The following is a 13,672-nucleotide window of genomic DNA, read 5'->3' as shown; positions in this document are numbered from 1 at the left end:
TCGACTTGCATGTATTAGGCACGCCGCCAGCGTTCGTCCTGAGCCAGGATCAAACTCTCCAAAAAGAGTTGAGTCATGCTCAAAATGTTACGTTGACTAGTAATCCGAAGATCACTATATTATTGTTTGTTGACGCTTGTTTGTTTAGTTTTCAAAGAGCAATTTTTCTCACATCGCTCAAAAGCGACTTAATTAGTATAACATTTCAAATTTAAAAAAGCAATAACTTTTTTTCGTTGCCGCCGTTTTGTTCAGCGGCGACTTTTACTATAATACAGGGTTTATGCAATTTGGTCAACTCCTTTTTCAAATTTTATTTAATGGAAATTATAGCTAACGAAAAGCGTATAAAAAACAAAACGAAATCCGCCGTACAACGGATTTCGTTTCTATCAATTGTAATTAGCCAATTACAATCATATCGACAGCAATAAGGGCTGCCATACCTGGGATGCCAAGGAACCCCACAACCGATGTCGTAAACAGATTGATTGGAAGATGGATTCCAAACTGGGTTCCAGCTGTATTTAAAAAGAACAAAAGAAGCGCACCAATCACAAGTTTTATCGCGGCCTGCCCCAGCAGCCTCGCCGGCTTCATCGGCGCTCCCGCTATAAGGACCAGGATGATCAGGCCGCCCAATATAGAAATAACGTAAATCGGTTCCAATAAAAAACTCCCCCTTCTTCGGGAAACTCGTACTAAATTATATGTACAAGTTCCACAAAAAAGACCGGGAGTTCCTTTACTTAACGCCCTAACCTGATTTTTCTATGCTTTGCCTCTTTTAAAAGGAAGAAGTATTTAGCTTCGGCCATTCTTGACTGGCAAATCACTTCTTCTGTTGGATCAAATGATTTTTCGAGAAGGGTTTTCTGCCGCTGCCAGTCAGCCTTGACGTCGTTTAGCAAATTGATGAATCTCTCATTGGACTCATGGCGCAGCCGGCCTTTTCGCCGAAAGAACATTATTCTTTACCCTCCATCCTTTTAAACTTCACGCCTGCCTTCCAACGCTTTTGAAAGAGTAACCTCGTCAGCGTATTCAAGGTCTCCTCCTACAGGCAGCCCGTGGGCAATTCTCGTTGTCTTTATGCCCGATGGCTTCAGCAGCCTTGAAATATACATGGCTGTCGCTTCCCCTTCAATATTTGGGTTCGTCGCTAAAATCACTTCCTGGACCGTTTCATCCTGAAGCCGTTTTAGCAGATCGGGTATATTGATATCCTCGGGGCCAATGCCTTCCATCGGTGAGATCGCACCATGAAGGACGTGGTAAAGTCCATTGAATTCTTTCATTTTTTCCATCGCAATAACATCTTTAGGGTCCTGGACGACGCATATAACACTTTTGTCGCGCCTCTCATCTGAGCATATATAGCATGGGTCCTGGTCGGTTATATGGCCGCATACGGAACAGTAGCTTAAATTCCGTTTCGCGTTTACGAGCGCCTTAGCAAAATCGAGGACTGTATCCTCTTTCATGCCAAGGACGAAAAAAGCCAGACGAGCGGCCGTTTTCGGGCCGATCCCCGGCAATTTCATAAAGCTGTCAATCAGCTTGGATATCGGTTCGGGATAATGCATTTTCTCTCCTCCTAGAACAAGCCGGGAAGGTTCATTCCTTTAGTAAACTGCCCCATAGTGGACTCGGACAATTTTTCGGCTTTATCCATCGCATCATTCAAGGCAGCTAAAATGGTGTCCTGAAGCATTTCCACATCTTCCGGATCTACCGCCTCGGGATCGATCTTAACATCGACAACTTTCTTGTGGCCGGTTACAACAATTGTTACCATGCCTCCGCCAGCGGTTCCTTCGACGGTCTTTTCACCAAGTTCATTTTGTGCTTCTTCCATTTGCTTTTGCATTTTCTGCATTTGTTTCATCATGTTTTGCATATTGCCCATTCCGCCCATACCTGGCATTTTACGTTTCATTATTGTCATCCTCCGTTTATCATTCAATAATTTCAATTAAATCCCCGCCAAACAATTTCTTGGCTTCGTCAAGGAGCGGATCTTCTTCGTCCTTTTTTGCTTCCTGGCTTTCCACGCCATCCGGCTGGTGGGTTAATAGGAAGTTTTCCCGAATCGTTGCCCACTGGTCTTCCGGAGCTCCTGTAATGGAAAACGTTTTTCCGGTCAATTGCCTTAAACTATCCGAAATAGCCTCTAAAAATTTCGGGTTATCCATTGCCATCTGGCAATGAATTTCATGCTTGAATTTAATAACAAAGGCTCCGGATGAGGCAGCTGCAGGTTCTGCTTCATTTAATAACGCCGCATGCGACTTCATTAATGAACGAAGCATTTCTCCCCAATTGCTTTTTAGCAAATTGAGGTCGGATTTTGTGGCATGTTTCAGGATTTCGTTTATTTTCCCGGCCGGTGCCTGGAACCCTTTTCTGGATATACGCTGCGCCTGTTTTTGGCCCGAACTTGCCGGCTCATTTGCAGCCGCTGAGACGCCGTGTTTCTTCAGTTCCCTTAACTCTTCCTCAAGCTTGTCGATCCGGTTCAGGAGGACGGCCACTTGAGGGGAATCTTCGGCGGCGGCTGTTTGGACCGCCGTTTCCTGCTGGCATAGTTTGACGACCGCCACTTCAAGAAAAATTCGCGGGTGGGTCGTCCAGCGCATTTCCTGCTGGGTTTTGTTCAGCATATCGATTAAATCATAAATTTGCCCCGTTGAAAACTGGCCTGCCAAATCCCGAAACCCATCATCGAGCATTACCCTCTCTAACGACTCCTCCAACGAAGGGGCCGTTTTAAAAAGAAGCATGTCCCGGAAAAACAAAATAAAATCCTCAATAAATCGCGAGGGGTCTTTCCCGTGAAAGAGCAGCTCGTTTAGGATATCAAGGCCCTGGGCGACATCTCTCATTAGGATGGCCTCAGCCATTTTCGCCAAAAACCCTTGGGAAACCGAGCCGGTGACAGTCAGTGCATCCTCTACTGTAACCTGTTCCTGGCTGTAAGAAATCGCCTGGTCAAGCAGGCTCAAAGCATCACGCATACCACCTTCCGCCGCCCTGGCGATAATAGGCAGGGCAGCCGGATCATAAGCGGTATCTGTCTCATCGGCGATCAATTTCATCCTTCCGACAATCGCGTTTGCGGTTATCCTTTTAAAATCGAAGCGCTGGCATCGCGAAACAATAGTCAGCGGAATTTTATGGGGTTCAGTTGTCGCCAAAATAAACATAACATGCCTTGGCGGTTCCTCAAGTGTTTTGAGGAGGGCGTTGAATGCCCCGGTTGAAAGCATATGCACTTCATCTATGATATAAACTTTATATTTTAAGGAGCTGGGAGCATACTTCACTTTGTCACGGATATCCCTGATTTCATCGACACCGTTATTGGAAGCTGCATCGATTTCAATGACATCCTGGATTGTCCCGTCAGTAATGCCTCGGCATGCACTGCATTCATTGCAAGGTTCTGCAACAGGAGCATTTTCACAGTTGACTGCTTTAGCCAAAATCTTGGCAGCTGTCGTTTTCCCGGTCCCGCGCGGCCCTGAAAAAAGGTAGGCATGGGTGGTTTTTTGCTGAACCAGTGCGTTTTGCAATGTTTTCGTGATGTGTTCCTGGCCCACGACATCAATGAATTGCTGTGGGCGCCAGACTCGGTAAAGTGCCTGATAGGCCACTGGCAATGCCCCCTTTCCAATCTCTTCTTTCGGCTTGCCGGGGAATTCCGGGCAATGATCACCATCTATTTATTATACCGTATTTTATATGTAAAGTGTAATCCAGGGACCCTGGATTATATAGGTTTTCAACCTATATCCCGCATGTGCCGCTTTTTTTCATAAAGGCCCGGGATCCTTTGTTCGGACAACAAAAAACCCACCCTCAAAAAGGATGGGTTTTGGGTATCTAATATAACTGCCGTGCACCTTCCGTCGACTGCCATCCATAAGCGTTACTCAAGCAGTTAGCTCGGCCCAGGCAACCCTGCGGCACATGGGAGCATCCACTTAATGCTGCTTCCTTCCGGACCTGACATGGTTCATGGAATCCCATTGCGCAGGACCCAGGCGTCAACACTACTTACTTGAGGCAGGCCCTACAGAGTGGCAGCCTCGGGAAGGGATTCAACCCCGCTGGAGCGGATTGCGGGTACAGGGCACCGCTACCTCCCCGTCTAGCACGGCAAAATTGAAACCAATTTTTATGGCGCTTTTATAGCGCCTTTTAAGTATACAGAGTTTTTCAGGAAAAATCAATGGCCTCTACTTGTCAATTCCTGTATCGCCTTCCACAGCAGCCTTCCTGGCAATCCTTTTTGCTTCTTTCTTTTTCTCCCTTAGCGAACGGAAAAAGTCGGAAAGCATGCCGCCGCACTCCGCTTCGAGGACTCCGGATACGACTTCGCATTGATGATTGAAACGGCTCTCTTCCAGAAGATTCATCAACGTTCCGGCACAGCCAGCTTTTGGGTCGGCCGCCCCGTAAACAACACGGTCCACCCTTGAGAGGACGATTGCACCGGCACACATGGCGCATGGCTCAAGTGTCACATAAAGGACCGCTCCTTCAAGCCGCCAGCTCCCGGTTGTCCTGCAGGCTTCATCTATGGCAAGCAGCTCGGCATGGGCCACCGCATTTTGCCCGGACTCACGCAAATTATGGGCCCTGGCGACAATTTCCCCCGCCATGACAAGCACGGCGCCAATTGGCACCTCATTAATCGCCGCGGCTTTTTTGGCTTCTAATATTGCTTCTTTCATAAAGATTTCGTCTAGAACTGGGACATATTCCATCCCAACACTTCCTTTTATTAAAATCTAATCCGGTACATTTAAGTTAGTATAACATGAAAAGTCTTGGCTCCTCATAGAATGGAGGTAGCGTTACTTTTGCGCAAGGAGGGAAGAAGATGCAAATCCATGTTGTGGAAAGCGGACAAACCCTGGCAGCCATTGCCCGGACATATGGAACGACCGTGAATGATATTGTCGAAGCAAATGAATTGCCAAACCCGGACGACCTTGTCATTGGGCAGGCGATGGTCATCCCGATTGCCGGGAGCTTTTATTTTGTCAGGGCCGGCGATTCACTTTATTCAATAGCACGAAGGTTTGGTACGACCCCTGAGGAACTCGCGCGGATTAACCGAATCCGGGTCAACCAGCCATTAAGTGTCGGGTTTCGGCTGTATATCCCACCCGGAACGAAACGTGCTGGCGACTTCAACGCATATGTGGAGCCAAGAGGAACAACTGTGGCTCCCGCTCTTACAGCTAGCGCGCGTGAGGCGGCACCCTATTTAACATATCTTGCTCCGTTCAGCTTCCAGGCAAGAAGGGACGGTACGTTGCGAGAGCCTTTACTGGACAATTTCCCCCAAATTGCCCGTGCCAATAACAATGTGTTGATGATGGTCATCACCAATCAGGAAAATGACCAATTCAGCGATGAACTTGGGCGTATTTTGCTCAATGATATAGCGATACAGGATCGGTTTCTAAACAATATCGTCGCTACTGCAAGAAGGCTCGGCTTTCGGGATATCCATTTTGATTTCGAGTATTTGCGTCCCGCCGACAGGGAAGCCTATAACACTTTTCTCAGGAAAGCTAGGGACCGCTTCAAGCGTGAAGGCTGGCTTATCTCTACCGCCCTTGCCCCAAAGACAAGCGCCACACAAAAGGGCCGGTGGTATGAAGCCCATGATTACAGGGCCCATGGCGAGATTGTCGATTTTGTGGTCATTATGACGTATGAATGGGGGTATAGCGGCGGCCCGGCCATGGCGGTCTCCCCCATTGGCCCGGTACGCCGCGTCCTTGAATACGCCCTTACCGAAATGCCAGGCTCAAAAATCATGATGGGTCAGAACCTGTACGGTTATGATTGGACGCTCCCTTTCGTCCAGGGAAGCGTAGCCAGGGCGGTCAGCCCGCAGCAGGCAATCCGGATTGCAGCAGAAAACAATGTTCCTATTCAATATGATGCAAAAGCCCAAGCCCCGTTCTTCAGATACACCCGCGCGGGGCGGCAGCATGAGGTCTGGTTTGAAGATGCCCGCTCCATACAGGCCAAATTCGATTTGATCAAAGAGCTTAATTTACGCGGGATGAGTTATTGGAAGCTTGGCCTTTCTTTTCCGCAAAACTGGCTCCTGATTACGGAAAATTTCAATGTTACTAAAAGGACAACATCCTAACTATGTTAAGCTGCCCAGACCAGGGCAGCTTTTTTTATTGGGAGGCATCGTCCCCAAGCACTATTTTTCCAAACCTAAATCCTGTAAAATCAAGGATGATGGCCTCCCTTCCTTTTCCCCCATAAATATTCCATATCCGAAGCCGTATGGAATATGGTAAAATACAATTTGTCTAATTACGACATTATTCTACTTATTTCTTATTTTTTCTAATTCTTACATAACTGGCATATAGGCATATACAAACTAGTTAGTGAGCGGAGAAGGAGGACATGCAATGGGGGAAACTCCCTTTATTACTGTTGAAGGGCCGATTGGTGTAGGAAAAACATCTCTTGCAAAAGCAATTGCCGATCATTATCAATTTGCATTGTTAAAAGAAATCGTGGATGAAAATCCTTTCCTCGGCAAGTTTTATGAAAACATTGAAGAGTGGAGCTTCCAGACGGAGATGTTTTTCCTTTGCAACCGTTTTAAGCAGCTTGGTGACATCAATACCCATTATCTGGCCAAAAATCAGCCGGTAGTCGCAGATTATCATATTATCAAAAACTTGATTTTTGCCCAGAGGACGCTGAACAACGAGGAATACAAAAAGTATTTTAAAATTTATCAAATCCTCACCGAGGATATGCCAAAACCAAACGTTGTCATTTATTTAAATGCAAGCCTTGATACCCTGCTGGCCAGGATCGCGATGCGGGGGCGCGAAGTCGAAAAGAATATCAGCCCTCTTTATCTTGAACAGTTGTCGCGTGACTATGAAGAAGCAATGGAAGCATTTGAGAGGCAGCATCCTGAAATCCCGGTTCTTCGCTACAGTGGCGATGTGATGGATTTCGTAAAAAGCGAGAAGGACCTGGACACAATCCTATCAGAACTCTCATTATCGCTGGCAAAAAGCAGCTGGACCAATACATTATAAGGATGGGGAAACTATTTTGAGTATCGTAATCGGCGGCATGATTGGCCTTGGCAAAACAAGTGTGGCAGATTTATTGAATGAATATTACCAAAGCAAGGGAATAGACAGCAAAGTATTTTACGAAACAGTGGATGATAACCCGATTCTCCCACTTTATTATGAGCTGACCCCTGAAGAATTGGATGCAAAAAGAATTCCGTTCCTTCTTCAGTTATTCTTTTTGAATAAACGGTTTACAACCGTCAAGGAATGCGTCACTTGGCACAATCCGTTATATACGATCCAGGACAGGTCGATTTATGAGGATTGGTATTTCGCCTATGTGAATAAAAAGCTTGGCCGTATCTCCGAGCTTGAATTCAGGATTTATGAAGATCTTGTCGACAATATGATGGAAGAACTGAATGAACTTCCGAAAAAAGCTCCGGAATTGATGGTCTACTTGAAAGGCTCCTTTGATACTGTTATTGAACGGATTATGTCACGGGGGAGGAGCTTTGAAATCAACCCCGAGCTGAAGGAGTATTACTTCGAGGTCTGGAAAGGCTATGATGAATGGGTCTTCAACCATTACAAAGCCAGCGAAGTGCTGGTTATCGACATGGACGTGACCGATATCGTCAACCGCCCGGAAGATGCCGCACGGGTCTGCAGGGAAGTGGATAACAAATTGAATGAAATCCTTTTTACTAAAACGCATACCGGCTGATTAGCTGGTATGCGTTTTTCAGTATAAGAGGGAATTGTCCTTGGGCTTCATTCTGCCCAAACATTCAATCCGTTTTATTATATGGAAAAAAGTGAGCCGCAAGGCATTTGTGCGTCGTCAATTATGTAGAAGGAGAAATGGGGTGGTTGAATGGCGGGAAAGGAAGAGGAATTTTCCTTCGGGGAAATTGAGGATTTTGATACCATCGTACTTACCTATGTAAATGACATAAGAAAGCTGATTTATACCTATGTCCGACATACCGAGACCGTTGAGGATTTGGCACAGGAGGTTTTCCTGGCAGCTTACAAGGGATATCGGAACTTCCGGGGGGAGAGTTCCGTGAAAACATGGCTATTTAAAATTGCGATTAACAAGTCCAAGGATCATTTAAAAAGCTGGCACCATCGGCATTTGGTCCTGACAGAATTTTTTCAGGAAAAAAGCAACAGGGATACCGCTGAAACCGAGGCGATGGCAGGACTCGAAAAGCAAGAACTCGCCAAGGCAATCATGGCTCTTCCACTAAAATACAGGGAAATTATTATTCTTTATTATTACCACGATCTGTCCCTGCCGGAAATTTGCCGCCTCCTGAATATGAATACAAATACAGTAAAAACAAGGCTGACCCGCGGCCGCGATCTGCTCAAAAGGAGGTATAGGCGCTGATGGAAGCCCTTAAGGATGATGTTAAAGAAGCACTTGATGCACATGTATTCAGGCTGATTGAACTGAATGGAGAAGACAGACGGAAATTTATTGAGCGTGTTAAACGTGCAAAGCCCCACCGGAAAAAGGGCTCCTTCTCCTTTAAGGCAGCGATGGCCGGAATTGCAGCGGCCGCCTTGCTCGTGCTGTTAGCGATGCCGCTTGCCGATGTTTTTACCAATTCCGGCAGCATTGCGGATATTGAAAAGGAGGCAAACGAATTATTCGGCCACGAAATCCTTGTTCCGGAGTTTAAAAACTATCCAATAACCTTTGCTGCTTTATATAATCCAAAGCAAGCCGGGCATAAGGTCTTATCTGTAAATTATGCGTTGGCGAAGGGCGAACAGGACACACGAATGAGCAATAAAGAGGATATTCAAAAATGGGAAAAGTCGAATGAGAGCCATCTCCTTTACGGGCCCTATACAGGCAAACCAATCCTGCGGCTTACTTACAATGAGCTAAAGCCCACATTGGAAGGCGCAACGACAAGAAAAGTCAATGGCTTTGACGTTCAATTCAATCTTCTTTCCGGCAAGCCGGCAGGAGACTTCTATCATGCTCTGATTTATACAAAAGAGGGTTCTTATTATTTAGAGTTCTTTTTATCCGAAGGATTTACCGTGGAAAATGCCGATGAAATGATTGAAGAACTAACCATGCAGCTAGTGGAATGATTTACTCAATAATATTAAAAAATCCGCCGCAGGCGTATCGCGTTGCGGCGGATTTTGTCTCCAGATTTTATGCGCGTTGGTATCCATAATCGAATAAATGGCGGAGGAAGAGGGATTCGAACCCCCGCGCGGTTTAACCCGCCTGTCGGTTTTCAAGACCGATCCCTTCAGCCAGACTTGGGTATTCCTCCGTTTCGACAAATGTTATAGTACTATAAGGTGGATGTTCATGTCAACTGAAAACCTTCATTGTTTTTAAAAAAGAGGACGGGAATATTTTTCCCGTCCCGATTTCTTTAGTCAGGTTTGATTTCAGTCCTTCCGCCCATGTACGGCCTTAACGCTTCAGGAATGGTGACAGTTCCATCTTCCTGCTGGTAGTTCTCAAGGATTGCGGCAACCGTACGGCCGATTGCAAGGCCGGAACCGTTTAGCGTGTGGACGTGTTCAGGCTTTGCGCCAGGTTCGCGGCGGAAGCGGATATTCGCCCTTCTCGCCTGGAAAGCTTCAAAATTACTGCAAGAAGAAATTTCACGGTACGTGTTATAGCTTGGAATCCAAACTTCGATATCGTACTTTTTGGCGGCCGTGAAGCCAAGGTCCCCTGTGCACATGCTTAGGACACGGTATGGAAGCCCGAGGAGCTGGAGTACCTTTTCAGCATCCGCGGTCAGCTTTTCAAGCTCATCGTATGAATCCTCCGGCTTAACGAATTTCACAAGTTCGACTTTATTGAACTGGTGCTGGCGGATAAGCCCGCGTGTATCGCGGCCGGCAGATCCAGCCTCTGAACGGAAGCAGGCGCTGTATGCCGCGTAGCGGATTGGCAGCTGGTCACCATTCATAATTTCATCCCTATGAAGATTTGTTACTGGAACTTCGGCAGTCGGGATCAGGAAGTAGTCTTCACTTTCAATGAGGAAGGCGTCTTCTTCAAACTTCGGAAGCTGGCCAGTCCCTGTCATGCTCGTCCGATTTACAAGGTATGGAGGAAGCACCTCTTTGTAGCCATGCTCATCCACATGAAGGTCGAGCATAAAGTTCATCAATGCCCGTTCAAGCCGTGCGCCAAGCCCCTTGTAAAAAACGAACCGGCTGCCGGTAACCTTCGTGGCCCTCTCGAAATCGAGGATTTTCAGATTGTCGGCGATATCCCAATGCGGTTTAGGCTCAAATCCGAAATCGTGGACTTCCCCCCACTTCCTGATTTCAACGTTTTCGTCTTCTGTTTCTCCGACCGGAACGCTTTCATGCGGCAAGTTCGGAATGCTGAGCAAAAGCAAATCGAGTTCTTCCTCCACCCCGCGAAGCTCGTCATCAAGCTCTTTAATGCGGTCGCCAACCTCGCGCATCTCGGCGATCAGCTTGTCAGCATCCTTTTTCTCCCGCTTTAAAGCCGCCACCTGTTGGGATACCTCATTCCGCTTTCCCTTCAGCTGTTCGGCCTCGACAATCAAATCGCGCCTTTTCCTGTCCAGGCTTTCGAACTTCCCAAGGTCTGTAAGGTCTTCGCCGCGATGCTGCAGCCTTTCCTTAACTCCTTCAAAATCCGCGCGCAATACTTTAATATCCAGCATGCTCCAACACTCCTTTTCTTATTTTATCTGAGGCCGGGCTGTTTTTTTTTGAACGCAAAAAACTCCCGTCCCCAAAACAGGGACGGGAGTTAACCCGCGTTGCCACCCTGGTTGGCCGCACATGGCAGCCCACCTCAATTTCATAACGGTTTGACCCGAAAGCACTTACTTGCCTAAAAATGGCGTTCCATGCTTTGCTCAAGGACGGATTCACAGGCGCCACACACCGGTTCGCACCAGCCACCGGCTCTCTAAAGAGTGGGATTCCCGCTACTTTTTCCTCTCAACGCTTTTCCACTATGGTAAATTTGTACTTTTTAATGTACTACAATTATGGCCTCAATGCAAATACTTTATTCCACTCATTTGACGGGACATACTCCCTGAATGCGCCCCGCAATGCTATTTTTGCCATCTTACCAGCCGCGCTCCTGCATTCGGTCAGCCATGGCAAGGGAAGAGATTTCAATCCCTTTCATAGGAGTACCAAGGTTCTTCGACAATTCGGCGATAAGTTTGTAATCTTGGTAATGGGTGGTCGCTTCGACAATCGCTTTTGCAAAAAGCGCTGGATTTTCGGATTTGAAAATACCTGAGCCTACGAATACTCCATCAGCGCCTAGCTGCATCATTAAAGCAGCGTCCGCAGGAGTTGCAACACCGCCGGCGGCATAATTCGCAACCGGCAGGCGGCCAAGGCGCTTAATTTCAAGCAGCAGCTCGTATGGCGCGCCAAGAAGCTTTGCTTCTGTCATGAGTTCGTCTTCGTTCATGTTCACGACTTTGCGGACCTGGGCGTTTACCTTTCGGATGTGCCGTACTGCTTCAACAATGTTTCCGGTTCCAGGTTCTCCTTTTGTCCGGAGCATCGATGCGCCCTCGCCAATCCGGCGGGCAGCTTCTCCGAGATCGCGGCAGCCGCAGACAAATGGAACGGTGTAGTCCTTCTTATTCAAGTGGAATTCTTCATCTGCCGGAGTCAGAACTTCACTTTCATCAATATAATCCACGCCCATCGCTTCAAGGACCCGCGCCTCAACGATGTGTCCAATACGTGCTTTTGCCATAACCGGAATTGAAACAGCATTCATGACTTCCTCAATAATACGCGGGTCGGCCATGCGGGCAACTCCGCCTGCAGCGCGTATATCGGAAGGTACACGCTCTAAGGCCATAACAGCCACAGCGCCTGCTTCCTCTGCGATTTTTGCCTGTTCCGCATTGACAACGTCCATGATGACGCCGCCTTTTTGCATTTCTGCCTTACTCCTTTTAACACGGTCAGTACCTGTATTCACGGTCAGTTCCCCCTTGGAATAGTTAATATGTTTTAAAAAAGGGACTAACCCGGTTGGAATAGTCCCTTTTTTAAAAAAGTTTAAGGAAAATAGGCCCCTGTCAAGACAGGAACCTATCCTCATCCGTTGCAAACCTGGCTAAACCGCCAAGGCTTCCAGCTTAAAACAACCCTTTGATGCCGGATACGATGCTTCCCCATAAATCAGCGAAGAAGCTGCCAATTCCGCCCATCATCAGGACAAACCAGTTTGCTTTTTCTACATTTTCAGTCGCGATGACTGGGGATGTTACGCTGCCTTGCCCTTTGTCTGTAAGGAAGGTAGCTTTATCGCCATTCTTCGCTTCGAGTGTAACATAGCCGACAACTTCGCCCTTTTTAACCGGAGCAGTCAATTCGCCTTTGCTATTTAATTTCTTTTTGTCAAGGACAAGAACAGGTTTGTAATTATCCTTTTCACCGTTCTTGATTACCATCGAAACCGGATCCTTCGTCCGGATGTTTACCTTGTCTTCCTTCCCCTTTATTACTTTGAGGGTTTTCTTTCCCTTTATCGCATAATCGGCAGGAAGGATTTCTGTTTTTGTATAATTTGTAAAAGCGTAATCGAACATTTTCCTTGTTTCATCAAAGCGGGCCTTATAATCACCTTTGCCTGATGCATTTTTCGCATCCATTACGACTGTAATGAAGCGTTTGCCATCGCGGCTTGCCGTACCTGTAAAACAGTAACCGGCAAAGTCAGTCGTACCGGTTTTCAGCCCATCCACGCCAGGGTATTTAAACACTAGCTCTGGAAGCATCCAGTTCCAGTTTTCCATCTTGATAACATCATCTGTTCCCGGCCTGAATTCTTTCCTTGGAATGCTTGTTGTTTCAAGCACTTCCGGAAAATCCTTCAGGAGATGGAAAGCGAGCTTCGCGGTCGCCTTGGCAGACATGACGTTTTCATCCTCAGCGCCAGTTCCTTCAGGGTGTTTCCCCTTGTAATCACGGTTGTTCAAACCTGTCGAATTGACAAATTTATAATCTTTCAAACCGAGTTTTTCAGCTTTATCATTCATCATTTTTACAAAATTGGCTTCCGATCCGCCAATGACCTCCGCAATTCCAATAGTTGCAGCATTTGCGGAATAAATCGTCATTGCTTCATACAGTTCCTTGACATTATATGTTCCATCCGCCCTGAGCGGCACGTTGGAAAGGTTGCGGTCATGCGATAGTTTATGGACAAGCTCGCTAACCGAATATTGCTGGTCCCATTTCACCTTTCCTTCTTTTATGGCCTCAAGGAGAAGGTATTCTGTCATCATTTTTGTCATGCTGGCAATTCCGAGGACATTGTCCGCATTTTGTTCAAACAAAACTTTTCCAGAATCCGCATCAACAAGGATGGCAGCGGCTGCATTGATTTTCAAGCTCGCCTCGCCGGCTGCTTTCGCGGGTGCAGTAAACAGCCCTGCTGTGACGGCCACTGCAAGAACGATGGCTATGTACTTCTGATAAATCCTTTTCTTCACTGTTACGCCCTCCAACGATATTCTCCCACTCTTAACGGACGTCTTGGCCCTTGCGGAAGTTTCACTTTATACACT

15 protein-coding genes, 1 tRNA gene, 1 other RNA gene and 1 other annotated feature are annotated in these 13,672 nt (G+C 46.9%); of the genes, 6 read left to right on the top strand and 11 right to left on the bottom strand.

Annotation, left to right across the window (positions count from 1 at the left end):
* A partial coding sequence (locus ADU24_RS23605; protein WP_231689659.1) for a hypothetical protein occupies positions 1–215 on the top strand: 215 nt, incomplete at its 5' end.
* Between the two features lie 187 nt (positions 216–402).
* Here ADU24_RS23605 and ADU24_RS22000 read toward each other — a convergent pair.
* The 7 genes from ADU24_RS22000 to tadA form a co-directional block, all read right to left on the bottom strand.
* Positions 403–669, bottom strand: a complete 267-nt coding sequence (locus ADU24_RS22000; protein WP_053368653.1) for a pro-sigmaK processing inhibitor BofA family protein — start codon at positions 667–669, stop codon at positions 403–405.
* 80 nt (positions 670–749) lie between these two features.
* Positions 750–968 (bottom strand): YaaL family protein, encoded by a 219-nt coding sequence (locus ADU24_RS21995; protein ID WP_053368652.1) that lies wholly within the window; start codon positions 966–968, stop codon positions 750–752.
* A 21-nt stretch (positions 969–989) separates the two neighbouring features.
* The gene (gene recR, locus ADU24_RS21990) at positions 990–1,586 is read right to left on the bottom strand and encodes a recombination mediator RecR (RefSeq protein WP_053368651.1); all 597 of its coding nucleotides are present in this window, start codon (positions 1,584–1,586) and stop codon (positions 990–992) included.
* Positions 1,587–1,597: 11 nt separating this feature from the next.
* Positions 1,598–1,927, bottom strand: a complete 330-nt coding sequence (locus tag ADU24_RS21985; protein WP_082307083.1) for a YbaB/EbfC family nucleoid-associated protein — start codon at positions 1,925–1,927, stop codon at positions 1,598–1,600.
* A 31-nt stretch (positions 1,928–1,958) separates the two neighbouring features.
* The gene (gene dnaX / locus ADU24_RS21980; protein WP_053368650.1) at positions 1,959–3,656 is read right to left on the bottom strand and encodes a DNA polymerase III subunit gamma/tau; all 1,698 of its coding nucleotides are present in this window, start codon (positions 3,654–3,656) and stop codon (positions 1,959–1,961) included.
* A 241-nt stretch (positions 3,657–3,897) separates the two neighbouring features.
* Positions 3,898–4,162: signal recognition particle sRNA large type (ffs, locus tag ADU24_RS22820), an RNA gene on the bottom strand.
* 79 nt (positions 4,163–4,241) lie between these two features.
* Positions 4,242–4,772 carry a tRNA adenosine(34) deaminase TadA gene (gene tadA / locus ADU24_RS21975; RefSeq protein WP_053368649.1) on the bottom strand — a complete coding sequence of 177 codons (531 nt, stop codon included), beginning with the start codon at positions 4,770–4,772 and terminating at the stop codon, positions 4,242–4,244.
* A gap of 116 nt (positions 4,773–4,888) precedes the next feature.
* Here tadA and ADU24_RS21970 point away from each other — a divergent pair, with 116 nt between their 5' ends.
* The 5 genes from ADU24_RS21970 (at position 4,889) to ADU24_RS21950 (ending at position 9,203) form a co-directional block, all read left to right on the top strand.
* Positions 4,889–6,178: a LysM peptidoglycan-binding domain-containing protein gene (locus ADU24_RS21970; RefSeq protein WP_053368648.1), complete on the top strand. Its 1,290-nt coding sequence runs from the start codon at positions 4,889–4,891 to the stop codon at positions 6,176–6,178.
* Positions 6,179–6,455: 277 nt separating this feature from the next.
* Positions 6,456–7,103 carry a deoxynucleoside kinase gene (locus tag ADU24_RS21965; protein WP_053368647.1) on the top strand — a complete coding sequence of 216 codons (648 nt, stop codon included), beginning with the start codon at positions 6,456–6,458 and terminating at the stop codon, positions 7,101–7,103.
* A 16-nt stretch (positions 7,104–7,119) separates the two neighbouring features.
* Entirely contained in the window at positions 7,120–7,812 is a 693-nt protein-coding gene (locus ADU24_RS21960) for a deoxynucleoside kinase (RefSeq protein ID WP_053368646.1), read from the top strand.
* Positions 7,813–7,962: 150 nt separating this feature from the next.
* Positions 7,963–8,484, top strand: coding sequence for a sigma-70 family RNA polymerase sigma factor (locus ADU24_RS21955; protein ID WP_053368645.1), 522 nt, complete (start codon positions 7,963–7,965; stop codon positions 8,482–8,484).
* Positions 8,484–9,203 (top strand): hypothetical protein, encoded by a 720-nt coding sequence (locus tag ADU24_RS21950; protein WP_053368644.1) that lies wholly within the window; start codon positions 8,484–8,486, stop codon positions 9,201–9,203. The genes ADU24_RS21955 and ADU24_RS21950 overlap by 1 nt, the downstream gene beginning before the upstream one ends.
* Positions 9,204–9,301: 98 nt before the next feature.
* On the opposite strand, the gene ADU24_RS21945 is transcribed toward ADU24_RS21950, so the two are convergent.
* The 4 genes from ADU24_RS21945 to ADU24_RS21930 all read right to left on the bottom strand — a co-directional run bounded on the left by ADU24_RS21945 (position 9,302) and on the right by ADU24_RS21930 (position 13,597).
* Positions 9,302–9,394, bottom strand: a tRNA-Ser gene (locus ADU24_RS21945).
* Between the two features lie 105 nt (positions 9,395–9,499).
* Positions 9,500–10,780 carry a serine--tRNA ligase gene (gene serS, locus ADU24_RS21940; protein WP_053368643.1) on the bottom strand — a complete coding sequence of 427 codons (1,281 nt, stop codon included), beginning with the start codon at positions 10,778–10,780 and terminating at the stop codon, positions 9,500–9,502.
* A gap of 75 nt (positions 10,781–10,855) precedes the next feature.
* Positions 10,856–11,076 (bottom strand) — a binding site (T-box leader).
* A 120-nt stretch (positions 11,077–11,196) separates the two neighbouring features.
* On the bottom strand, positions 11,197–12,078 hold the full coding sequence (pdxS, locus tag ADU24_RS21935; protein ID WP_053368642.1) for a pyridoxal 5'-phosphate synthase lyase subunit PdxS: 882 nt from the start codon (positions 12,076–12,078) through the stop codon (positions 11,197–11,199).
* Between the two features lie 160 nt (positions 12,079–12,238).
* The gene (locus ADU24_RS21930) at positions 12,239–13,597 is read right to left on the bottom strand and encodes a serine hydrolase (RefSeq protein ID WP_053368641.1); all 1,359 of its coding nucleotides are present in this window, start codon (positions 13,595–13,597) and stop codon (positions 12,239–12,241) included.
* Between the last annotated feature and the right edge of the window lie 75 nt (positions 13,598–13,672).

Origin of the sequence: Bacillus sp. FJAT-27245, from assembly GCF_001273955.1 — a bacterium.
GTDB lineage: Bacteria > Bacillota > Bacilli > Bacillales > Cytobacillaceae > Bacillus_D.
Note: the sequence above shows the minus strand (reverse complement) of the source record. Positions and strands in the feature narration are given on the sequence as shown.

Bases quoted from the DNA above. Each gene is read 5' to 3' on its own strand.
- ADU24_RS21995 (WP_053368652.1), bottom strand. From the start codon at position 968: ATGTTCTTTCGGCGAAAAGGCCGGCTGCGCCATGAGTCCAATGAGAGA.
- recR (WP_053368651.1), bottom strand. From the start codon at position 1,586: ATGCATTATCCCGAACCGATATCCAAGCTGATTGACAGCTTTATGAAA.
- ADU24_RS21985 (WP_082307083.1), bottom strand. From the start codon at position 1,927: ATGCCAGGTATGGGCGGAATGGGCAATATGCAAAACATGATGAAACAA.
- tadA (WP_053368649.1), bottom strand. From the start codon at position 4,772: ATGGAATATGTCCCAGTTCTAGACGAAATCTTTATGAAAGAAGCAATA.
- ADU24_RS21970 (WP_053368648.1), top strand. From the start codon at position 4,889: ATGCAAATCCATGTTGTGGAAAGCGGACAAACCCTGGCAGCCATTGCC.
- ADU24_RS21965 (WP_053368647.1), top strand. From the start codon at position 6,456: ATGGGGGAAACTCCCTTTATTACTGTTGAAGGGCCGATTGGTGTAGGA.
- ADU24_RS21955 (WP_053368645.1), top strand. From the start codon at position 7,963: ATGGCGGGAAAGGAAGAGGAATTTTCCTTCGGGGAAATTGAGGATTTT.
- ADU24_RS21950 (WP_053368644.1), top strand. From the start codon at position 8,484: ATGGAAGCCCTTAAGGATGATGTTAAAGAAGCACTTGATGCACATGTA.
- serS (WP_053368643.1), bottom strand. From the start codon at position 10,780: ATGCTGGATATTAAAGTATTGCGCGCGGATTTTGAAGGAGTTAAGGAA.